The sequence below is a fragment of the Chitinophaga ginsengisoli genome, from assembly GCF_003014595.1.
Lineage (GTDB): Bacteria > Bacteroidota > Bacteroidia > Chitinophagales > Chitinophagaceae > Chitinophaga > Chitinophaga ginsengisoli.
The window spans coordinates 1-21,322 of sequence record NZ_PYGK01000023.1; the positions used below are offsets into that span (position 1 = coordinate 1).

At 45.4% G+C, this 21,322-nt stretch carries 22 protein-coding genes; 11 read left to right on the forward strand and 11 right to left on the reverse strand.

All coding sequences use genetic code 11. The features are described from left to right. Nucleotides 1-167 precede the first annotated feature (167 nt). Together CLV42_RS31815 and CLV42_RS31820 are read right to left on the reverse strand one after the other, a co-directional pair. Complete coding sequence (locus tag CLV42_RS31815; RefSeq protein WP_106605987.1) at nucleotides 168-1,151, reverse strand: ABC transporter ATP-binding protein; 984 nt, start codon at nucleotides 1,149-1,151, stop codon at nucleotides 168-170. Nucleotides 1,152-1,219: 68 nt separating this feature from the next. Then, on the reverse strand, nucleotides 1,220-2,113 hold the full coding sequence (locus CLV42_RS31820; RefSeq protein WP_106605988.1) for a diacylglycerol/lipid kinase family protein: 894 nt from the start codon (nucleotides 2,111-2,113) through the stop codon (nucleotides 1,220-1,222). Nucleotides 2,114-2,175: 62 nt separating this feature from the next. On the opposite strand from CLV42_RS31820, the gene surE reads away from it, so the two are divergent. The 9 genes from surE (at nucleotide 2,176) to CLV42_RS31865 (ending at nucleotide 11,115) form a co-directional block, all read left to right on the forward strand. Continuing rightward, nucleotides 2,176-2,907 (forward strand): 5'/3'-nucleotidase SurE, encoded by a 732-nt coding sequence (gene surE, locus CLV42_RS31825; protein ID WP_106605989.1) that lies wholly within the window; start codon nucleotides 2,176-2,178, stop codon nucleotides 2,905-2,907. Nucleotides 2,908-3,157: 250 nt separating this feature from the next. Beyond that, entirely contained in the window at nucleotides 3,158-3,703 is a 546-nt protein-coding gene (locus CLV42_RS31830) for a hypothetical protein (protein ID WP_106605990.1), read from the forward strand. Nucleotides 3,704-3,829: 126 nt separating this feature from the next. Next, the gene (locus tag CLV42_RS31835) at nucleotides 3,830-4,342 is read left to right on the forward strand and encodes a hypothetical protein (RefSeq protein WP_106605991.1); all 513 of its coding nucleotides are present in this window, start codon (nucleotides 3,830-3,832) and stop codon (nucleotides 4,340-4,342) included. 539 nt (nucleotides 4,343-4,881) lie between these two features. Continuing rightward, nucleotides 4,882-6,114: an aspartate aminotransferase family protein gene (locus CLV42_RS31840; RefSeq protein ID WP_106605992.1), complete on the forward strand. Its 1,233-nt coding sequence runs from the start codon at nucleotides 4,882-4,884 to the stop codon at nucleotides 6,112-6,114. Nucleotides 6,115-6,126: 12 nt separating this feature from the next. Continuing rightward, complete coding sequence (locus tag CLV42_RS31845; RefSeq protein WP_106605993.1) at nucleotides 6,127-7,149, forward strand: zinc-dependent alcohol dehydrogenase; 1,023 nt, start codon at nucleotides 6,127-6,129, stop codon at nucleotides 7,147-7,149. Nucleotides 7,150-7,159: 10 nt separating this feature from the next. Further along, complete coding sequence (locus tag CLV42_RS31850) at nucleotides 7,160-7,843, forward strand: HAD family hydrolase (RefSeq protein ID WP_106605994.1); 684 nt, start codon at nucleotides 7,160-7,162, stop codon at nucleotides 7,841-7,843. A gap of 6 nt (nucleotides 7,844-7,849) precedes the next feature. Beyond that, nucleotides 7,850-9,016: an MFS transporter gene (locus CLV42_RS31855; protein ID WP_106605995.1), complete on the forward strand. Its 1,167-nt coding sequence runs from the start codon at nucleotides 7,850-7,852 to the stop codon at nucleotides 9,014-9,016. Nucleotides 9,017-9,048: 32 nt separating this feature from the next. Next, nucleotides 9,049-10,110: an aminotransferase-like domain-containing protein gene (locus CLV42_RS31860; RefSeq protein WP_106605996.1), complete on the forward strand. Its 1,062-nt coding sequence runs from the start codon at nucleotides 9,049-9,051 to the stop codon at nucleotides 10,108-10,110. A 528-nt stretch (nucleotides 10,111-10,638) separates the two neighbouring features. Beyond that, nucleotides 10,639-11,115: a Dps family protein gene (locus CLV42_RS31865; protein WP_106605997.1), complete on the forward strand. Its 477-nt coding sequence runs from the start codon at nucleotides 10,639-10,641 to the stop codon at nucleotides 11,113-11,115. A gap of 120 nt (nucleotides 11,116-11,235) precedes the next feature. Here the strand turns inward: CLV42_RS31865 and CLV42_RS31870 are convergent, their stop codons facing one another. The 6 genes from CLV42_RS31870 to CLV42_RS31895 form a co-directional block, all read right to left on the reverse strand. After that, nucleotides 11,236-13,611, reverse strand: a complete 2,376-nt coding sequence (locus CLV42_RS31870; protein ID WP_106605998.1) for a GAF domain-containing protein — start codon at nucleotides 13,609-13,611, stop codon at nucleotides 11,236-11,238. 47 nt (nucleotides 13,612-13,658) lie between these two features. Continuing rightward, nucleotides 13,659-14,042, reverse strand: a complete 384-nt coding sequence (locus CLV42_RS31875; protein WP_106605999.1) for a VOC family protein — start codon at nucleotides 14,040-14,042, stop codon at nucleotides 13,659-13,661. Nucleotides 14,043-14,139: 97 nt separating this feature from the next. Then, a complete protein-coding gene (locus CLV42_RS31880; protein WP_106606000.1) occupies nucleotides 14,140-14,958 on the reverse strand; it encodes an AraC family transcriptional regulator in 819 nt (272 codons plus the stop codon). An 81-nt stretch (nucleotides 14,959-15,039) separates the two neighbouring features. After that, nucleotides 15,040-16,146, reverse strand: a complete 1,107-nt coding sequence (locus CLV42_RS31885) for a hypothetical protein (RefSeq protein ID WP_106606001.1) — start codon at nucleotides 16,144-16,146, stop codon at nucleotides 15,040-15,042. An 8-nt stretch (nucleotides 16,147-16,154) separates the two neighbouring features. After that, a complete protein-coding gene (locus CLV42_RS31890; RefSeq protein WP_106606002.1) occupies nucleotides 16,155-16,814 on the reverse strand; it encodes a hypothetical protein in 660 nt (219 codons plus the stop codon). Next, nucleotides 16,792-17,346 carry an RNA polymerase sigma factor gene (locus CLV42_RS31895; RefSeq protein ID WP_106606003.1) on the reverse strand — a complete coding sequence of 185 codons (555 nt, stop codon included), beginning with the start codon at nucleotides 17,344-17,346 and terminating at the stop codon, nucleotides 16,792-16,794. The genes CLV42_RS31890 and CLV42_RS31895 overlap by 23 nt, the downstream gene beginning before the upstream one ends. Before the next feature lie 27 nt (nucleotides 17,347-17,373). Between CLV42_RS31895 and CLV42_RS31900 the strand changes: the two genes are divergently transcribed. Beyond that, entirely contained in the window at nucleotides 17,374-17,634 is a 261-nt protein-coding gene (locus tag CLV42_RS31900; RefSeq protein ID WP_106606004.1) for a hypothetical protein, read from the forward strand. A gap of 3 nt (nucleotides 17,635-17,637) precedes the next feature. On the opposite strand, the gene CLV42_RS31905 is transcribed toward CLV42_RS31900, so the two are convergent. Further along, nucleotides 17,638-18,273, reverse strand: a complete 636-nt coding sequence (locus CLV42_RS31905; protein WP_106606005.1) for a response regulator transcription factor — start codon at nucleotides 18,271-18,273, stop codon at nucleotides 17,638-17,640. Next, a complete protein-coding gene (locus CLV42_RS31910) occupies nucleotides 18,263-20,245 on the reverse strand; it encodes a histidine kinase (RefSeq protein WP_170117724.1) in 1,983 nt (660 codons plus the stop codon). The genes CLV42_RS31905 and CLV42_RS31910 overlap by 11 nt, the downstream gene beginning before the upstream one ends. Before the next feature lie 160 nt (nucleotides 20,246-20,405). Between CLV42_RS31910 and CLV42_RS31915 the strand changes: the two genes are divergently transcribed. Next, complete coding sequence (locus tag CLV42_RS31915; protein ID WP_106606007.1) at nucleotides 20,406-20,789, forward strand: hypothetical protein; 384 nt, start codon at nucleotides 20,406-20,408, stop codon at nucleotides 20,787-20,789. Between the two features lie 90 nt (nucleotides 20,790-20,879). Here CLV42_RS31915 and CLV42_RS31920 read toward each other — a convergent pair whose 3' ends face one another. Then, nucleotides 20,880-21,269 (reverse strand): winged helix-turn-helix transcriptional regulator, encoded by a 390-nt coding sequence (locus tag CLV42_RS31920; protein ID WP_106606008.1) that lies wholly within the window; start codon nucleotides 21,267-21,269, stop codon nucleotides 20,880-20,882. Nucleotides 21,270-21,322: the final 53 nt, after the last annotated feature.

The following is a 21,322-nucleotide window of genomic DNA, read 5'->3' on the forward strand; positions in this document are numbered from 1 at the left end:
AAATAACACTCAAATATCTGCCCAATATCTATATAATACACTATACCGCATTCCAGCTAGATTTGTCCCAGATAAATAACAATCAATATATAGCACTCTATACTGCCGTATATAAAAATAAAGAGGGTGCCTCTTTATTTTTGAGACACCCTCATTATGGTTTGTTGTTAGGCATACCATACATCATCGGGGGATAAAGACAGATAGATCTCTTCTCCGATGCGGTGGTGGCTGTTGCCTGTTTTGACAGTGACTACACTGGATGGTAGTTGTACAGCTATTTCATAGATGCTTCCCATGAAGTGTACTTCGGTTATTTTTCCCTTCAGTGCGTGTGCTGTCTTATCTGTGATCTCAAAACGTTCGGGACGGATGTAGAGGCTTTTACCATTGACATTGATACCAGGAAGGCTTTTGAAGTCTTTTGCAGCTGCCGGAGGAATCAGGTTGTAAGCACCGAACAGGGCGGCAGCATATTCGTTTACCGGCTGGCTGTACACCTGCTGAGGTGGCCCCTGCTGGATGATCTGTCCATCTTTCATGATGATGATCTCATCCGCCCAGGACAAGGTATCCACGGGATCGTGTGATACCATCAGGCAGGTGATATCGAGACGTTTGCCTATTTCATGGATCACCTTTTTTAAGGTGTTCTTATGGATTGGATCAAGGTTGGAGTAAGGTTCATCGAGGATGAGCAGACGGGGAGCAGTAGTGAGCAAACGGGCCAGCGCCACACGCTGTTTCTCACCTCCTGACAGCTGATCATTCTTTCTTTTCATCAGGTGACTGATGTGACATACTTCATAGAGTGTTTCCGCTTCTTCGTCGGATAACGTATTGGCGTAAGACAGGATCTCTTCCATCCTGTAATGGTTGCGCAACTCATAGTGCTGGGAAAGATAAGCGATACCTGGCTGTCCTGGTAATAACCTTTCCAGCGGACCTTTCACACGCACGTTCTCAAACAGCACTTCTCCACCATCCCCTTGTGTGAGTCCGCCTATTATTTTCAGTAAGGTACTTTTACCAGACCCTGACTCTCCCACTATGGCTATTTTCTGGAATTCCTTTTGTGTGAAGCTGACACCTTTCAGCACCTCCTGATCTCCTTCCTGCTTACGCACGCCCGATACTTCTAACAGATTCATATAAAGCTAATATCACATAAAAAGCTGCAAATTACCACTTATACGGGCAGGAAGCAAACAATGTATGCTCAGGCAGGGACTAAAAAGTCCAGCTCCCGCTTCAAAATACTGACAATGTAGCTTTTGCCCTTCCCTGCTTTTATCAGTTCATCGTCAATATGGGCATGTTCGTCTTCCCAGCTTATCTTTATACTTTTCCCTTTGATAACAGGAAGATCATAATCTTTATCTGCAGCGGAAGTGATCCTGTCCCTGATATAGGCCGCAAAACCTTTTCTTTTATCTTCTCCCAGTAATATCACTTCCATTTCGCCATCTCCTACCGCTGCATCTGCATTGAGGGTTAATCCGGGTCCGATAGAACGAATATTCATGACCTCTACCATCAGGTATTTGCCGGAATGGTCCACACCATCAATTTCGAGCCGGCATTCCCGGGCGGTATAATCGTCGATAACATCATGCAAGGTTTCCAGGGCCATTTTCATCTTCTCTTCCGGTTCTTCCGGTTCCTCCAGTTGTTTCATGGCCGCCATCAGCACTGGAAACACACCAAATCCGAAGCCTTCAAGGAAGAACATTTCCTCGTGAAAACCAGCGATCCTGCCTACATCGAATTTCTGCATATGCTGCTGATGCCAGGATTCAATGATATGCTCTGCATCATCTCTCAGGTTAAGCGATCTGCTGATATTGTTGGCAGTGCCCATCGGCAATAATGCAATGGGATATCTTTTATCAGCCGCTTTACCATTGAGAAATTCGAGGATGACCTTTCTGACCGTACCATCTCCTCCTGCAATGATCACAAAATCCGTATCGGGCGTAAGTTCTTTGATCCAGTCCTTTTTTACATTCGAATATATACACCGAAAGCCATGAGCAGTGATCTGTTTTTTCAGCTCATTTTCAGAATGGTCTTTGTCGCCCGCTTTGGGGTTGTGCAGTAAATGCGCTTTCATAACATATTATTTGCAAAAAGGATACCATGCCCTGATGGCATGAATTTGGAGGCCGCATAGGTATGAGAATACTAATTACCAACGACGACGGCATTTACAGTCCCGGCATAGCTTTCCTTGCAAAGGTGGCAAGGAAGTTTGGAGAGGTAAGGATAGTAGCGCCTGATGTGGAACAGTCTTCTATGGGACATGCGGTCACACATTCCCGCCCACTTTCCTTCAAGGCCTCTCCTATTAACTTTGAAGGTATTGAGGCGTATAGGGTGAATGGTACTCCGGCCGACTGTGTGGCATTGGGCACTCACTTGTACACAAAGACGGACGTTGTGCTTTCGGGCATCAATATGGGGCCTAATCTCGGTAACGGTATGTGGCATTCTGGTACATTGGCTGCCGCAAAGCAGGCTGTACTACTTGGCATTAAAGGCATTGCATTAAGTACGCCTGTGGGTAAGTCAGAACCCAATTTTCCGGCTTTTGAGAATTATGTGGAAATGGTGCTTCAACTGTTGCTGGAAAAGCCCGGATTGAGCCTGTTTAACGTCAATTTTCCACCGCAACCCAAAGGTATCCGTTGGACCCGGCAATCGGTACGTCTCTACGACGGAAAGATCGTACCGGGTACCGACCCCATGAACCGCAAGCACTACTGGTTCACTGTTACTCCGCTGGAACCCGCAGAGGAAGGTACTGACAGATGGGCTGTGGAGAATGACTATGTGTCTATTACGCCCTTACGGCTCGATCTGACAAACGAGGCAGAATTACAAGCGGCCCTTAATGGCCAATCCTGATAAACCATGCATTTTCCCGTTCTGGCGATCGTTGCCAGCCGCCAGGACATACTTTTTACTCCGCCCATTTGTATTATAAATAATCTTACTATATTTGCGCCCGCAACCCCAGTAAGATTGTCGTGATTGTATTCCGCCCATACAGAGGATCACCGTTTTACTGTATTGTTCAACTGATAAGAAAAGGAAGCCAATGCTATTCGTCATAGTGACGATGTTTAACCTATACCCATAAAACTATTCACAAACCATGAAAAAATTAGCACTCAGCCTGCTGGCCGCAACTGTATTCTTTGCTGCATGTAGCAAAGACGACGAGAAAACTCCTGACCAATCTCCTGTAAATGGACTCACTTACAATGGGGAATTTCTGGCGACTCCTTATTGTAACATCGTCCATGAGGATTTAGCTGGAAGGCAAATAAATTTTACGGATAAAGCGTTATTTGGTAAGGATAGCAATTATACCGGCAATGTCACTGTCTTCGGTATTTCTTTCGACACTACCGAGATTGTATTAAACACGACTTATACTTATAAGTCATCTGGTGCTGCGGGCTTCGACAAAGCCAAAAATTTCTCCTATATCTACGGCTACTACAAACAGCCATTTGCCAATGGCGATTTCACTAAAGAGGCTGAAGACAACCGCCTGAATACCAGTTCGCTGATCAGTGGTTCTATCACTGTTAAGAAGACTGAGAAGGTTTATGACATTGTATATGAGCTGAAATTCAAAAACGATCTTACTGTCAAAGGCCAGTTCAAGGATACCGTGAACATTCGGCCACTGTAACTAATAAGATTCTCATACTTAAGGAAGGCTGCCTGTTCATGGGCAGTCTTTTTTTTATTCCGCTCATCAGAAACTATTTATATATTTGTGTTATAATCAGTATAGACTACAAGAAACCTACAACTAATGAAGACGTCAACTCTCAGCCTCGTGGCTGCTATACTATTTTTATACTTTTCAGGATGCGTATACGGAGGCAATGACGGTGTAAATCCCCGTAATGGTTTTGTATTGAATGGTTCCCTGGTCCGAACGGAGTATGCTATTAGGAAAAACTGGACGGGCGGTGTTGAAATTGCCTTTACTGACATGAAACAATCCGCATCCTATTCCGGCAAAGTGCATACTGTTCAATTCCTGCTGGAAACATTGTCTGATAAAGTTACTTACACTTACATGCCTTCTGATTCAGCGGCATTTGACAGGGACAAAAATTTTGATGTGGCATTACTCTATCAGAATGTCACCTATAAAGAGGGACTGGAAGTAACAGGAACAGGTGAGATCCTCAGTAAACCAACAGGAGGCAGTCTCACTTTTGTACAGGGCCCTGACTATCAAACCTTCACGTATGTACTTGAATTTGGTGAGCGACGTATTACAGGTGTTTACAAAGGGAAGGTTACAGTAATAGAATAACGACGCTAAGCGTTGTTCTGATAAACAGAGAAATGAAAATAATACAGGAATGGCTGTTCCGCATAAAACCGGGATAGCCATTCGTGTTTTTCGCAGTCATCAACACATGGCCGCAACATCATTTCAGTTGCCGTTTTATAACGCTGTTATACCATATAATAAATGCAGCAATGCAACAGGTCCATCGCATGCAACACCAATGCAGCGAAGCCATGAAACCTTTTACAGCAAAGCATTATAGCAGACACTCTTTCCTCACCAATAGCTACAATTTACAATCCTATTTAATAAAAAATAAAGGTTTCAGTTTAAACAAAAAAAATAAATTCTCACAAATACATTCTACTTTGGCATCGTGAATTTTGATAATGAAGCCAGACACATTTTCATTTCCACGACGTCTAAAAAAAATTGTATAACCCGGATTCCCTGCAGGAAGTTCAAGAAACATTTGTTCGTTATGTAACTCAGTTCACCATGTGACCCGTTATCTTACGCCATTCCACCATTTTGTTTTTCTTATGTAAAACCCAACCCCCATGTCTGTTAACATTCAGTTTACTAAAGGCAGTGGCATACGCCTTTATACTTCGCATGACGAAGAGTACATCGATGCCGTTTCAGGTACCTTTAACCTCTCTCTCGGATACAGTCATCCTGAAGTGGTAGAGATCCTGCAGCAACAGGTAGAAGACCTGATACATGTTTCCTCCTCATTTACCGGCGAACTTGCTTCCAATGTGCTGAACAGCATTCTGGAACATGCTCCCGAAGGTATCACTGATGGCTGGATGCGTGATATCATTGGTTCCACGGCCAATGAAGGTGCTGTTAAAATAGCCAACAAGTTCAATGGTAAAAATGAAGTACTCAGCCTGTCCCTTTCCCATCACGGACAAACGCTTTTCACTACCAGTATTTCAGGGAATGCTTTCAGAAGAAAGTCATTCTCCAACACCATCTCTAACAAACACGCTATTGTACCTGCACCTTACTGTTACCGGTGCCCTTATGCTGCCAAGTATCCCAATTGCGGTTACTTATGTACAGAAGCTATCTATGACTATGTAGAATACGGCGGCTCCGGCAACGTATCCTGCATCATCATGGAACCTATCCTGGGCAATGGCGGGAACATTGTACCGCCGCCGGGATATTTTGAAAGGATCAAAAAGATCTGTGATGAACTGGACATCGTTCTCATCTCTGACGAAGTACAAACCGGCATCGGCAGAACAGGTTATATGTTTGCCAGTGAGCATTTTGATATGCAACCTGATATCATCACGCTTGCAAAAGGATTAGGCGGCATAGGCATACCTACGGCTGCTATCCTCTACAGACCTGAATTTGCGGTGCTGGAGAAATTTGAGCACTCCTATACTTCCGGTGGTAACCTGCTGTCTCTGGCCGCTGCGCAAAAAACGATGGAGATTGTATCCCGTGAAGGATTCCTCCAGCACGTGCGCGATAACGGCGTAGTACTCGGCCAACTGCTGAACGGATTGAAAGAGAAGTATGGCCACTTCATCGGCGACGTAAGAGGTATGGGATATATGTGGGGCCTGGAGATCGTTGACAAAGACGGCGCCCCGGATGTGCCTCTGACCAATAGGATCATTGACAAAGCACTGGAAGAACAGAGACTCATTCTCAGAAGTTCCAGGTATGGCTTTGGCAATGTTGTAAAAGTAAGACCTGCGCTCACAGCTACTGTCGACGATGTACAGGAGATCTGCGACAGGCTGGACAAATTATTCAGTCAGCTTTAAAAATTGTTACCCATGCAAGCTATCGTTTATCACGGTCCCTGGAATATTCAACTTGAAGAGCGGGAAGAACCCGCTATCACATTGCCTGATGAAGTCATCGTGGAGATCCGCGCCACCGGCATCTGTGGTACAGATCTCAGCATCATCTCCGGAGAATATAATGCAAAAGAGAAAGTGATCATCGGTCACGAATCTGCCGGTGTGATCGTTGAAAAAGGCCGGGGCGTTGAGAACTTCAATGTAGGCGACCGTGTTATCATCGACCCTACCTATTACTGTGGTTATTGCGAGAACTGCAGGAAAGGATTACGCAATCACTGTTTCCTGAAATCGAGCACCGAAGCAGGTGTTTCTATTGACGGCACGTTCACCAAATACTTCAAGACGACGAAACGGTTTATTTATCCCCTGGCGGATGATGTGCCATTCGAACAGGGTGCTATGTCTGAACCACTCAGCTGTGTATTGACAGCTGTAAAAAAACTGGCAGTCACTCCTTTCTACAATGTAGCCATCCTGGGTGGTGGTCCTATCGGACTGCTGTTCTACCTGGCTTTAAAACAATACGGTATACAGGCAGGTACTATCTATGAGACTTCTGCCAACAGAACTGAGCTTATCACGAGTAATGATATTCTCACCTCCGGCTGGTACCTGTCCGGTCATTTTGCACCTCGTAAACACCAGTATGACCTGATCGTGGATACGACAGGCAGCATGCTGGAAAAATCAATCGATGCAGTAGCCGATGGCGGAAAGATTGCATTGATAGGATTGCGTAATAATCAGCAGACTATCAATCCGCGTGAGATCACCGACCGCAGTATTTCCATCATCGGCTCCATTGATTCACAAGACACCTTTAAACATGCTGTAGACCTTATCAACAACCAGGTGCTGGGACTGGAGAAGATCATCACAAAGGCATACGGCATCGATGAATTCAAAGATGCTGTATCAGACCTGGGATGTAACGTTGCCAAACGTCAGCGTAACAATGACATCTCCAGCCTGAAATCTGTCATCAAGTTTTAAAACTATTTTTATGAAGTACATTATTTTTGATATAGATGGCACACTGACCAACACGACAGAGATAGATGACCTCTGTTTTACACAGGCCATTGCTGCTACTTTTAATTTCTCTGATTTTAATACCAACTACGGGCATTACGAGAATACGACCGATTCCGGCATCCTGAACCAGTTATCAATTGAACGCAGGAACCGTCCGTGCACAGTTACAGAGATCGAAAACTTCATTGATTGCTTCTGCACATTACTGGAAGCCGCTTATGAGAAACAGGCCGGTCACTTCCAGGAGATTCCCAAAGCAGGGAAGATCATCGACACACTGGCGCGTAATGAAGACCTGAGGATAGGTCTGGCCACCGGTGGATGGAAACAATCTGCTTTATTTAAATTGCAGTGTGCGGGCATCAATATTGAAGAGTGCAGCGCGGCATCTTTTGCACAGGATGCTTTTGCAAGACGTGACATCATCAGTCATACTATCGAAAAGATGAACAAGCGGCATAATGAATCGCCCGAGCTTTCCGATATTATTTATGTCGGTGATGGCAACTGGGATTACCAGGCCACGCAGCAACTTGGCATAAAGTTTATCGGTATTGATAACAAGAAGCTGGCTCATATCAACGACATCGTCAAGATTTCGGATTATGATGAACTGGAGCAGCATATAGGCCTTATGACCTTAACCTCGTAATGATTTATGAAAGATCTGACTGTCCATCTTAACCTGAAGCGGTCGCACCGTATTGCAGCAAGCGTTTTCTTTTTCATCGCCGGACTGACCTATTCCAGCTGGGCCTGCCGGATACATGATATCAAGGCTATTTTCCGGCTGAACAATGCCGCATTGGGCGGTGTGTTGTTTGCCCTGCCTATCGGCCTGATGGTGAGTTTGCCAGTATCGGGCTGGCTGGTGACCCGCCTGGGCAGCAGGAAAATGCTGATCAGTGCCGGATTGTTATTCCCTCTTATGCTTTCTGCGATCGGACTGGCTTCAGCTATATGGCAGTTAGTGATCCTGCTGTTCTGTTTTGGCTTTATGAACAATGTTTTTGAAATATCCATGAACACACAGGCCGTTGGAATAGAGGCGTTGTATGGCAGGTCCATTATGGCGTCCTTCCACGGTCTGTGGAGTTTAGCAGGTTTTGCCGGGGTAGGGCTCGGCACTATCGCTATTAACATGGAGTTGCCGGTGTTACAACATTTCGTCTTCATCTGCATCATTTGCTGGGCATTGGTATTGATCTTTTATCGATACCTTTTGCCGGCGGATGAAGTTTCAGACAGTTCACAACCCATCTTTGCCAAACCGGATAGCAGCATCCTGAAACTGGGGTTGATCGCTTTTTGCAGCCTGGTGACAGAAGGCACCATGTTTGACTGGAGCGGTATCTATTTTCAGAAGATCGTTGAAGTGCCGGAACATCTTACTACAGCGGGGTATATCGCCTTTATGAGCACCATGGCCGGTGGCAGATTCATTGCCGACCGCTTTGTGACACAACTGGGCACCAAAAAAGTATTACAGGCCAGTGGTTTGATGGCCAGCTCCGGTTTATTGCTGGCGATCTGTTTTCCCTATCTCGTCACTGCTACTATTGGATTCCTGCTGGTGGGTATCGGTGTATCATCCGTAGTACCACTGGTGCTGGCATTGTCAGGTAAGTCTAAAACACTGGCTCCCGGTGTAGCGATTGCTGCGGTTTCTACCGTCGGATTTCTGGGTTTTTTACTGGGACCTCCGATGATCGGTTTCATCTCTGAAGCTACCAGTCTGCGCTGGTCTTTTGCCTTGATTGCATTGCTGAGTTCAGGCATTACATTACTGGCATCACAGGCGGGTAAGATCTCTGAAGAGAAATAGTTGTACTTTTGGCGATCCAAATCCTCGCCTCCATGATATCGCTAAGTTCAAATTACCCGGTACTGGCCGACCAACAGGCCGTATTCAAATCTATTATAGAGAGCCATTGCACAACTTACAAGGAGTGGTTTACCGTTAAACCTGCTGCTGGTAACCTGGAAGACCGACAAATAGCAGCCGGATGGATATCGCACGGCGGACCTGTTATCAGTGAAGATCGTGTATTCATGGCCATCTCCGGTCACCAGGCTATTATCGTGGCATTGCTTGCTGCCTCTTTGCAGGGTACGGCTATTGCGGTTGATGAGTTTACCTATTCCAATTTTCTGACCATTGCGCGATTGCTGAATATACAGCTGATCGGCTGCAAAACAGATGACAAGGGCATGTTGCCTTCGGCATTGGAAGCCGCCAGCGCACAACACCATATCAGGGGCATCTACATCATGCCTACTGTCAATAACCCTACCGGTGTCGTTATGCCATTGGAACGCCGCCTTGAACTGATCGATATTGCCCGCAAGAACGGACAGATTATTATCGATGATGATGCCTATGGTTTCCTGGATGATAATCCTCCTGCTAACTTCGCACAACTGGCGCCAGACCTGGGCTGGTATATTTACAGCCTGTCCAAACCATTCGCTCCTGATGTTAAGGTGGCATTCATTGCTGCTCCTGAGCAATACAGGGAGCAGATTATCATGATGCTGAAATTAACGTCCAGCAATCCATCCACTTTCTTTACCAGATTCGTGTCGACGGCTATTACCAGCGGGGAGTTGGAGAACCTGGTCCTCAGGAAACGTGAGGAAGGGAAATACAGACAGACCGAGACAAGAGCCGTGCTCTCCGGGTTTGAAGTATATGGACATGATAATGGCTTCCATTGCTGGCTGAAACTACCTGCGGGTATTACAGCGGCGGTGTTATATGCTTCTCTGTTGCAGGCAGGGGTCGAGGTAATGCCGGGTACTATCTTTGCCGCGCCGGGTGTTAGTACAGACGAGTATATCAGAATAGCGATGGGTGCTGAGCGGGATATGAACAGGGTGGTAGAAGGGCTTGAGATTATTAAAAAGATGCTTCGGTGATTCGCGTATTCGTTATTATTTAACGCTCTGGGGTTAACGCTAAGTAGCTTCGGGGTTAACGCTAAGTAGCTCCGGTTTCAGTATGGGATGGCGGTCGGCGCCTCTCTGGAACGCCATTTGGCGTTGTCAAGCGAATAGGGCCTGGGATATCTATTGGGCAGCACCGGTCGTGTCACCGGAGAGCCGAAGGCCCGCCATTCCCATCTGAAACCGCTTGCTACTTTCGCTGTCGCTATTAATGGTTATGCGGTTCCTTTATTATTGTCTGGACTATAATACCGTTATTCGATTGTACTGTCGTGCCGTTATACTGCTATGCCGCTATACTGTTATACCGTTATACTGCTATGCCGTTATACTGTTATGCCGCTATACTGTTATATGGTTGTACTATCACACCATTTCCTTATGATGGTATGGAGAAACCTTTGCTGTTGTAAACATTACTGTAAATGATGTGTTAATTATAGCCAGAGGAATTTAGAGAGGCAAGAATGTTCTACCTTCGCAATATTAAACAAGCGACATATGAATACGAATATTGGTATTACCGAAGCAAACAGACAGCAGGTTACTAACCAGCTGGCCAAATTACTGGCTGACGAGTTCCTACTTTATACTAAGACCCGTAACGCACACTGGAATGTAGAAGGGCCCGATTTTCACTCCATGCATCTGTTCTTCGAAGCACAGTACAATGAACTGGATGAGATCATGGACAGCGTAGCAGAAAGGATCCGTACGCTCGGTCACTATGCTCCGGCTACCCTGAAAAGCTTCCTGGAACTGACTCACCTGACAGAATACAGCGAACAGCCAAATGACAGTATGGGCTTCATTAAAGAATTACTGGGAGATCACGAAAGCATTATCGAGTTCCTGAGAGGTAACATTGATGCATTTGCCAATACTTATAAAGATGCAGGTACCAGTGATTACATCACAGGATTGATGGAAACGCATGAGAAGATGGCCTGGATGTTACGTGCGCACTACCGCAAATAATTACCAACCTACTCTCTATAAAAGAATCCCGCGGCCTGAATGCTGCGGGATTCCCATTTATATGAATGCTGGTCAAATATTTATGATGAAAATTCAGGGCCAATTGTTGTCGATATGTCGCTAATTGGCGCGTCCCCTTTTTGGTATCTCCTGAAAATTTATGGGGGCAACCCCTACCCTTAGCGCCCTTAACCCGGTCAGTCCCTGGAGGTTTTCCAGTTCCAGCTCTTCCAGGTCATTGTTCAAGGTCCCTTTCTCCTGCAGATAGTGAATAAAAGGGAGATAGTCTTCAATGTCCTTCTTATCAAAATAAATCAGTACGATCTTTCCTGGCTGCGTTAACCGCTCTTCAGAATTATGGATATGTACCTTATCGATCCGCTTTTTGATCATCTGGTATCGGATGTTATAGGCGCCCTCCACATCAAACTTTCTTTCATCGGCCCTGAAACTGATATCAATGGTATGATTGTGCACGAAGATCAGCTGCGTGGTATGCAGCGCGATCGGCATATCCGGTAGTAACGACGCCGTCAGCTGTGCTACTGCCGCCATAGAAGACAGCTGCCATAAGCGCAGATTTTTCAGGTGGAAGTGATTGAATGGATGATTGGGAGAAAAGGATTGCCCTATGTAGATGTCATATTCCACTCCGTCTGTTCTGAACTTTTCAAAATAACAGGGATATGAATTCTGTAGCTGGTCTTTCTCTGATTCAAAGTAGTTATTGACCACATTATTGATCATCTGCATAGACAGCTCCAGTGCATGTTTGTTGCCATACACGTTACTATTGAACTTTTCCAGCGCTGTCATATAATCCGCCAGCAAGGCATTATCGCCATTATGTTTTGACAGGTGCGTCAGATAAGGCGTTGTCTCTTCCCGGAAGAAGGTTACCAGTTTATTCTCATCACTGCCATTCAGCTGTTCCTGTTTCAATACCTCTTTCCACTTACTACATTTATAGATCATCTCTTCCTGCAACACAGAATGATGTTCCACCTGCAAAGCTGTTAAGGTGTTCATCAGCAGGTTCAGATGGTTATCCAGGTCGGAAATGATGGCCTTATTCCTTTCCACAGTGGAATTCCTGATATCGATGGCGCCATATAACGGATATACCTCATTGAAATGGATGGTTTCTGCTTTTTCCGGCAGGCCTCTCTTCCTGTTATACAGGTAGTGCCAGGCCACCTCATTAAATTTCCACTGTACAGAGGGCTGTATGGAGGTAAATTTCTCCTTGATGATACTTTCTATCTCCAGGTTAAATTCATCAATATAGACCTGCATCAGGCTTCCTATGGCCGCTAATGCCGGTTCCAGTAATGAAACAGCTCCTTCATCAAATGTATCATCGCCCCAGGTATGCATTGCCAGCACTCCTACTGCCTGGCGGTTATAAAATACCGGCATCAGCGCAAGGGATCTGACCTTTAGTTTCCGGAAATGATCCAGGAAACTGACCTCCATCTCCTTCGCAGCAAAAAGATCTTTAGAGAAAAAGGAGTTCGGATTGGAGAAGTAGCCTTTGGCCTGCTTACGGAAAACTTCCGGCGACAGCCGTTCTCCCCATACTTCAAACAGGATGCCTGTGCCCCCTTTCTTGTATCCATATACCGGTTCATTATTCACTGTTACCAGTGGGAACAGGTCAAATTCTATCTTTTTATTTCCTACTATCGTTTTGAGCGACTGGATAACGTGCTGATAGCTGGTCTCATCGTTATCCGGTGTTCTTGCCAGTCGCACGCTCTCTATATTTTCAACGGCCTTCGCAGCAGTAACATCTGATATAGTTACCATCGTTATCCCTCTGAACTTAAACATCGACAAAGGCAGCAGCTTTTCAAAGACCTCATATCCTTCCTCTTCCGCCATACGCACGGACAGTTCTGTGAAGTCGGGCGTTGGCAATGCGCCTACGGGTACTACTTCCAGGAAATCGGTATTGATATGCACCGCAAAGTATTGCAGCAGCCCTGTTTCTGTATTGACACCTGCATGGTATTGTTCTGCCGGTACAGGAATGCGGAAGTTATACAGGCGCTGCAGGATGAAAGAATATACGATCTGCAGCCGGCTTTGATGGTATTGTTCAGGTGTTTTAGTCACCACATACTTATCCTGATCTGCTACAGTATTCTGCATTAAATCATACAGCAAGCTAGTGCCATAACAGATAATTGGCTGGAATGGGATACCAAGTCCCCAGGCTATTTCATATTCATCTGCCAAGGGAGGGGATAAACAGACGTACATCTGTTCCAACAACTCTTCATATTCATGAATGTTCTCAAGCGTAAGGTCAGGGTCCTGTACATTGTGCTTATCAAACAATGTGAGTGCATTCCTGTATATACCAGCCTTGGCCGTTTTCTCTCCAGCTACCCGTTTACGGAGGTAGTTAATGAAGGGAGTAAAGGAAATGGCCGCGTCCAGCGGTAAAGGGAGGCCTTTGTTGCCGGAAAGGTCCAGTATGTTTTTTCTCATGGCGTAGATCTCTTTGGAGCGTTTGGTACAAATTTAGGGAACATACACTACTTATCCACCCTAAACACCGTCTCCAGCAATATCCCTGCCGGCGTACGCAGGAAGATCCGCCGCTCGCCTATATCCGGCAGATCCATGGGTGAAAATTTTATTTTCAGATCGATCAGTCTTTGTTTAAATCCCTCATAGTCTTCCATGTAAAAAGCAGTATGATCAATTGCTTCCGCAGCGCTATTTCCACTTCTGTCATGATAAAATGAGCTGGGTATAAGATGCACCAGCGGCGTATCTTTCCAATATAACCAATACCCCGGCATGGCCCTGGCAATAGAGGCTGGTCTTGGTCCTTCCACCATGTCAAAAACGCGGATAAAAAAATCTCTTGTTTCCTCCAGATGATCTGTTCGCAGGGTAGTATGGTCGATGTGCATATGCCTCGTTTTTAAATTATCCTGTACAAAGTTGAGATAATGCCAGGGATGGAAAGTTGAACGAAACAATGATTATCCTGTACAAACAGAGGATGACTTAAAGCGCTTGTTGCTGCTTCTTAAACGCAGAAGGCGTCTGCTTAAAATACGCTTTAAATGACCTGTTCAGGTGACTTTCGTCGCTATACCCGAATTCTTCTGCCAGCTGGGATACCGTCTTATTTCTTTCTACCAGTTGTTGAGCAATCAGTTTCAATGCATATTCCTGTACATACTTTTTATAAGTGGAGCCAGTGGCATTTTTGAAGTACTGGTTAAAGTAACTTTTGCTGATATGAAAAGTATCCGCCATCTTTTGTACGGCCAGCAAATGTTTATCTGCAATATGCTGGTGGATATAGTTAAGGACTGACTGGATCTTGTCATCTTTAGCAGTAGGCGTGTGCTCGCCTGCATTTCTTACTGTCAGGGCCATGATCAGCGATAATGCATTTTTAATGATGATCTGCTGATAAGGCGTATCCTTACGGTGCTCAGTAATGATCAGTTCCATCAGCGGTACAATATGCTGTTTATTATTGCTTGTAGCAGACAGTTTACGGTATGGTGAAGAAAGGCGGTTAAAAAGCTCTTTAAACCTGGCATCCTGCAGGTAATCCTGGAAGAAGTCTTCATGGAACTTTACCAGGCAGACTGCTGTTTTCTCCTGAAAAATAAAGAAGTGGCTATCCTGCGGAGCAAGGATGAACAGATCTCCCTTTTCATAGTTATAACCATGGCCGTTGATCATGTGCTGCCCTTTTCCCCGCATAATAAAGAGCAGTTCATAGTGGGTATGTTTATGCAGGGGCAAGGGCCATTTGTCGGTGATCACATAATCGATTTCCAGCTGCTGTGTAAGGTTCCTTGTATACATAGGCGAAAATTACGGGAATTCCCGTAATTCTCTGTTTCCGGTTAAACGGTTCTATAAAATGGAGGTGTATAAAGAAGTCTGTTAAAAGCTTTGTATCAGTCTTATACCGGGTGTAACTCCTTTAAAGAATTCATGAAAATACAGGACAGGCTCTATCTTCGTTTTTCCTTCAAATAGCGACATCCGTCCTACACCTGCCCGGAAAGTATGTTTGTCAAAATAATCCCCACTGCGGTGAATAAGATAACTCACAGAAAAGACATATTGCAGATAAGGCTCCTTTTTTTCCACTTCCTTCCTTCCCGGTCCTCCGCCATATACCAGTGTCAGGAAGTCGTTCCGGTAGGTTTTCACTTTGCCTTCACTATTCTTTCCAAAGAAGAAGTTAGGTTCCCAGTAGATCCCAAATTCGTGTGTTCTACCTGTACTACCCATGGTGCCGGTTATGACGGTAGCGCCCAGGCTGAAAGATGGCACAAAGTAATTTTTGTAGTTCTGGATATTGGCCGTCGGCGTGAAGGCCAGGTAGTCGCCGTGGGAATAAATCGAACCTGCCGGCATTTTAGACGATATAGTATAGTCCTTTTTGAGATGCATCATGCCTTTATCGCCTTTCACCCAGTTGGAGTATACATTTTCGCGGAGGCTGACCAGCCTTGCCTGTAAACGCCCATCTGCATAAGTGGCAAGATCATCCAGGCGGTTCAGAAAGAAACTGATCCTGTAACGGTGGATAGTTTTGGCGCCAGGTACAGGTACTACACCAATGAAATGCACGGTATCCTGTTCCAGTTTCAATGCGGCCACATCATTCTGTTGTATGAGGAAACTCTTGCCGGCAGGTCTTGCCTGCCTGATACGGATCTTCTTTGCTGCAGGTGGTTCCATTACATAATCGATACGTTTTACGGAAAGTTCGTCGGACAGGGAATCTTTCAGTGGGCTCAGATCTTTCAGAAAGATCTTCAGCAATGAATCGATATTTCCAACGTGGGCAAGGTCTCTCATATCTACCAGTTCTACCTGCATTTTATCACCCTTATCGAGGGCGATGAAAAAGCGCTTATTGATCTCGTTCGTGGGCAGGTCAAAGACCCGGTCTTCATTCGCGGCGGATTGATTCTCCTGGGCATACGCTACCCCGGTGATGCTCATAAAGAGCATCAGAAAGTAAATGTTCGTCTTCATGTTACTATTTAATTTTTGGGCGAGAGTGTTGTTTTCTGTGTCTTATCGGCCACTATCTGGCTGGCAAAACCAGCAGGACCGCTAAGGCCTATTTTAAATTGTTTGTGTTCAGGATATACATAGGCGTTGCCGATCACATCACCACCGACGTCATTGATATGCACCACCCGCATTTTTTTGGGTGCCGCCGCTACTGTCGTCGTCTCTGCCAGCATAGTATCGGGATGAGGAATTGCCTTTATAATGGGTGGTAATATGGTGGCTACATCCGATATTATAGCAGGTGTTTTTTCCTTTACATGAAGCGGCTTTTTTCCTGTAGGGCTATCCATCGGAGTTGGTACTGCGGGGCTTTTCACGATAACAGGTGTTTCCTTTATATCCGATTCCTTCTCCTGCATCTTCTTTTTATACGGATTCGCTACATATGATGCCGGAGGCGGGAAGTTTCCTTTACGTTCCAGTTTCAGGAGAAGCAGCCCTATAACAGCCAGGAATAAACAGGCCGCTGCCCAATACCAAGCCCCCCTCTTTTTAATTTTTTTTCCGTCCATCCGCTGATGCAAACGGTCCCATGCAGCCACTTTATCAAGCGGCGCCTCACCTGGCAAACTTTCCAATTCATCCAGCTTACCTATCCAGCTATTACTGTGTTTTTCGTTTGACATACTCAATATTTTGCTGCACAAGCATTTTCTGTAATAAAGATTTGGCCTTGCTTAACTGGGACTTGGAGGTACCCTCCGATATTCCCAGTAGTCCCGCTATTTCCCCGTGATTCATGCCCTCAATGACGTACAGGTTGAATACCGTTCTGTAACCTGCCGGCAATTGTATGACAAGGTTGAAGATCTCTGCGGCCGACAGGTTGTTCAGTACATCTTCTTCCAGGGCCACTGTTTCCGCTACATGTTCTGACACTACCACAAATGCGCTCTTCTTTCGCAGAAACATCAGGCATTCATTGATCATGATCCGCTTCACCCAACTGTGCAGGGCGGCATCTCCCTGGTAACTCAGGTCCGGCAGAGATTTAAAGAACTTATAAAAGCCATCCAGCAACAGCTCTTCAGCATCCTGCTGGTTCCTGACATAGCGGCGGCATACCATCAGCATCTTGTCCGACAACAGGTCAAACAGATAGCGCTGGGCGGCCGTACTGCCTTTTTTAGCTTCTTTTATGAGTTCTGGTATAGTCAAGAGAACAGCGGGTTTGTACTTCTATAAATGCAGTTTACAGAGAAAGGGTTGCCTCGTCAAATAAATTTTCCTGAGGGGAATATTATGGCGGGGTTGCCTCGCTTAAAAAACAAAGAGAATTTCTACAAATTGGTTATTCATGAACTGGGGCATAATATGGGATTACAACATTGCCCCGTTCCTACCTGCTATATGCGCGATGCCAAAGGTGGCGACCCTACAGGAGAAGAAAAGGCGTTCTGTAAAAAGTGCGCCGCTTATCTGCAAAAGAAAGGCTGGAAATTATAATGCTTATATCAGCTTCTGCTCTATAGCTGCCCTGATCATTGCTGCCACATTTTTCACATCAAATTTCTGTAGCAGGCTTTTGCGATGTGTCTCTACTGTCAACGGGCTTAAATGTAATGTTCCGGCGATATCAGTAGTAGTCATACCATCTGCAATAAGTTGCAGAATCTCCTTTTCTCTTTTGGTGAGCCGGGGCACATCCTTCAACTCATTTACCGAGGGTCTTGACATGATCTCTTTCACTGCATGACTGAAACTAACCCGTCCGTTCAAAGCCTCATTAATACAGGCTATTAATTCCTCTCCGGAGATATTTTTCAGCAGGTATCCTGTCGCACCGTTCTGTAACATCTGCAGCACCATACTGCGTTCACTGTGATTGCTCAGTGCCAGTACACAGGTATCGGGCGAGCGTTTCTTTATTTCCCTGCAAAGGTCGATACCGCTGACATCGGGCAGGCTGATATCCAGCAGAACGATATTTACAGGATGATCCTTCAGGAAATGGACAAAGTCTGTCCCTGTGGTAAAGCAACCCACAATAGTGATATCTGCTGCATTCACCAGTAGCTTCTGCAATCCCTCCTGTACAATTGGATGATCATCCACAATGGCGAGTGTGGTCTTATTATCCGACATGTAATGCTATGTTTATCGTGGTTCCTTCGTTGATAACGGATGTAATGTCCATTGTTCCCCTGAGGAAACCCACCCTGTTCCTTATGTTACTGAGCCCTATACCTTTCCCGTTGATGGCTGTATCAAAACCTTTTCCATTGTCTTCCTGTGTGATCAGGAATGTATCTCCGTCCTGGCTGCATTGCAGGATAATATTACTTGCAGCAGCATGACGGATCGCATTTGCCAGCAATTCCTGTACAATGCGGTAGATGTTGATCTGTGTCTGTTCCGGCATAGCTGGTTCAATACCATAAGCCTGGAAGTCTATCTTCAAAGCATTCGTCATCGCTGACTCACATAAGTCTTTCAATGCAGTTTGCAGGCCAAACTTCAGCAGGTTTGCCGGCATCATATTATGTGCAATACGGCGCAACTCAGTCAGGGAATCATCCAGCTGGCTGATTGTCCTCCGGAGTTCGTGCTGCTGTTCAGCAGCTATTTTATCAACCTGACCTGACAGGTTTAATTTCACGCCTGCTAACGCCCCTCCCAGGCCATCGTGCAGGTCCCTGGCCAATCTGCGGCGCTCCTGTTCCTCACCCTGTAACACCGCCTGCCCGAACCGGAGGCGTTGCTGTTGTTCTATATCCTTCAATTCCTGCTGATGATTCAGTTCTTTCTGCAACAACAATTTCCTGTTACTACGATAGTACAACAACGCAAATATGGCTACTATCAATAAGAGCAAAGCAGTGGAGGCAAGGAGTAAAATATATAAACGGCTGTTCCTTGCCGAGAGTGCAGCCTGTTCGTTCTTTGCTTTCAGTGTAATGATCTCTTTCTGGCTTTCGGCACGCTGATATTTCATCTCTAGTTCATTGATATCATTAGCAACATCACTCTCATGCAGACTGTCGCTCAGATGACGCGACTGCTTCATCCACTCATAAGCAGGCTTCATTTGCCCCAGTCCTGCATAACTTGCTGCCAGTCCTTCGTACACTTCCAACCTGCTGCTACCCAGCTCCATTACTTCTTCATCTTTGGAAAGCTCCAGGAGGATCTGTTTTACCGGTTCATATTTCTTATTCGCCAGCAATGCTTTGACCTTATAGAACAGCAGTTCCTGTATCACATACGCTTTATTGGGCCCTTTGGCAGCCGCTATTCCTTTATCAAAACTGGTCTCTGCCTGCGTATATTGCTGATCATGTAAATAACACAATCCCTCTACCATATAGTGTACTGCATATAGTTCTGATTCCGGATAGGGAGCAAGTAATGTCTTTACGGCCGCCACTGTTTTCTTCGCTTCATCATATTTCTTCAGGTAGGTGTAATTCTCTCCTGCCCTGTTCAGCGCCGCCACCAATCTTGAAGGCTGTGCATTGGTCGATCGAAAGATCTGAATAGCCCGATCATAGTAAGGTTCAGCTTTGTCATATTCCTCCAGGTTCATAAAGGCGGTGCCTATACCTGCATACTGGGATGCTACGATAGCACTATCTCCTGCTTTGAGCGCATATGGAATGGCTTTGTTCAGTATAATATCAATATAGGCCCTATCGTCGTCTTTTCGCTGTCTGATGGCGGCACGGTTTATCCACACGTTTGCTCTTGACTGATATGCTTCCTTTGTAGTAAAGTTGTTTAAAAGGCTATCTGCCTTTGCAAAGGCGGCATCACTCCTGTCTATATCAGCACTGTAATAGAGATATCCTTCATGTGCATAGGAAACAGCCAGGAGGAAGGGATACTGTTTACTGAGTCTACGGGCTTCATCCAGGCATTGTCTTGCCTTTGCTGTGTCTCTGGGCACCCAATAATATATCAGTCCATATTGGGCCCTTGCCTTTAAACTATCGGAGGTGGTCTTCTGCAATATGGTGGTCAGGCTATCATAATATCTCTGCTGATCAAGAGGCAACTGGGCTTTACAACATACAGAAATGATTACGAATAATATTATCAGGTTAAGTAAACGGATCATGGTCAGTAAAATTAAAAAAATACCTGGAAACAGGTAGAAATAAATCATGGGTTCCCGGTATTGTCACGCCTAACGGTCAGGTATAACTTTGCTTTTCGATAACAGGGACGCCGAAAACTGATTAACTGAAAGAGTAGGCATTTTACCAAACTTTGCATGTATGAAATTCTTAAGAAACGCACTCCTGGCATTAATGTTAGCCTCAGCTTTTACTGGCTGTTCTAAAGACGATGATAACAAACCAGCATCCAAATCCCATAAAGTAATTTTCAAGGCAACTGCCAGTACGGGTTCCAACATCTCGGTAGCTGTTTACGCTTATGATGCCAATCAGACAACTGCTACCAGCCTTACCGGCACTACCTGGACGAGTCCTGAGATTACCGTTCCGGCAGGCACCGTAATGGCAACAGCAGCTGTTAGTGCGTCTGGCGCAAATGCATCTTCATCGTTAAAAGTGCAGATCTATGTAGACGGTGAATTAAAGAAAGAGGGTACTTCCACGGGGCAAATTCTCAGTGCATCGGTTAGTTATGGCTTCTAACATGGCGTTATCATGATGTACTGAACTTAAAAAGTGACATCTTTTGTTACAATCCCAACAAAAAAGGCAGCAGAAAAATGCTGCCTTTTTCTATCTGGAATATTTGCAGAATTCCAGAGGGCCAGTTCCCCAGTCTCTTTTTCCCCACAGATGCAAGTCCAGTACAATAGCCAGTAAGGCTGCTCCTTTTTCGGTATGTGTATAGATAACCTGTGGAGGAACTGTCTCATTCAATATTGTTTTCTCAGCCAATCCTTCATCTACCAACTCTTTTAACCTCTTCCCCAATACCTGATCAGACAATGAAGGGAAAACTTCCTTCAGGCGGCTGAACTGCCGCACGCCCTGTGAGATGCAGTAGAGGATCTGCATCTTCCATCTGGGACTGATCATCTTCAGCATATCATTCACTTCACATGAAGCTGCCAATACTTTCAGGTTATATGCATTGGTAGAAGTCTCCTTGATCTTGCTCGCCATATAGATTCATTTAACGACTCACTTTCGGGTGAGTTATTGCCGGCCATTCGCGG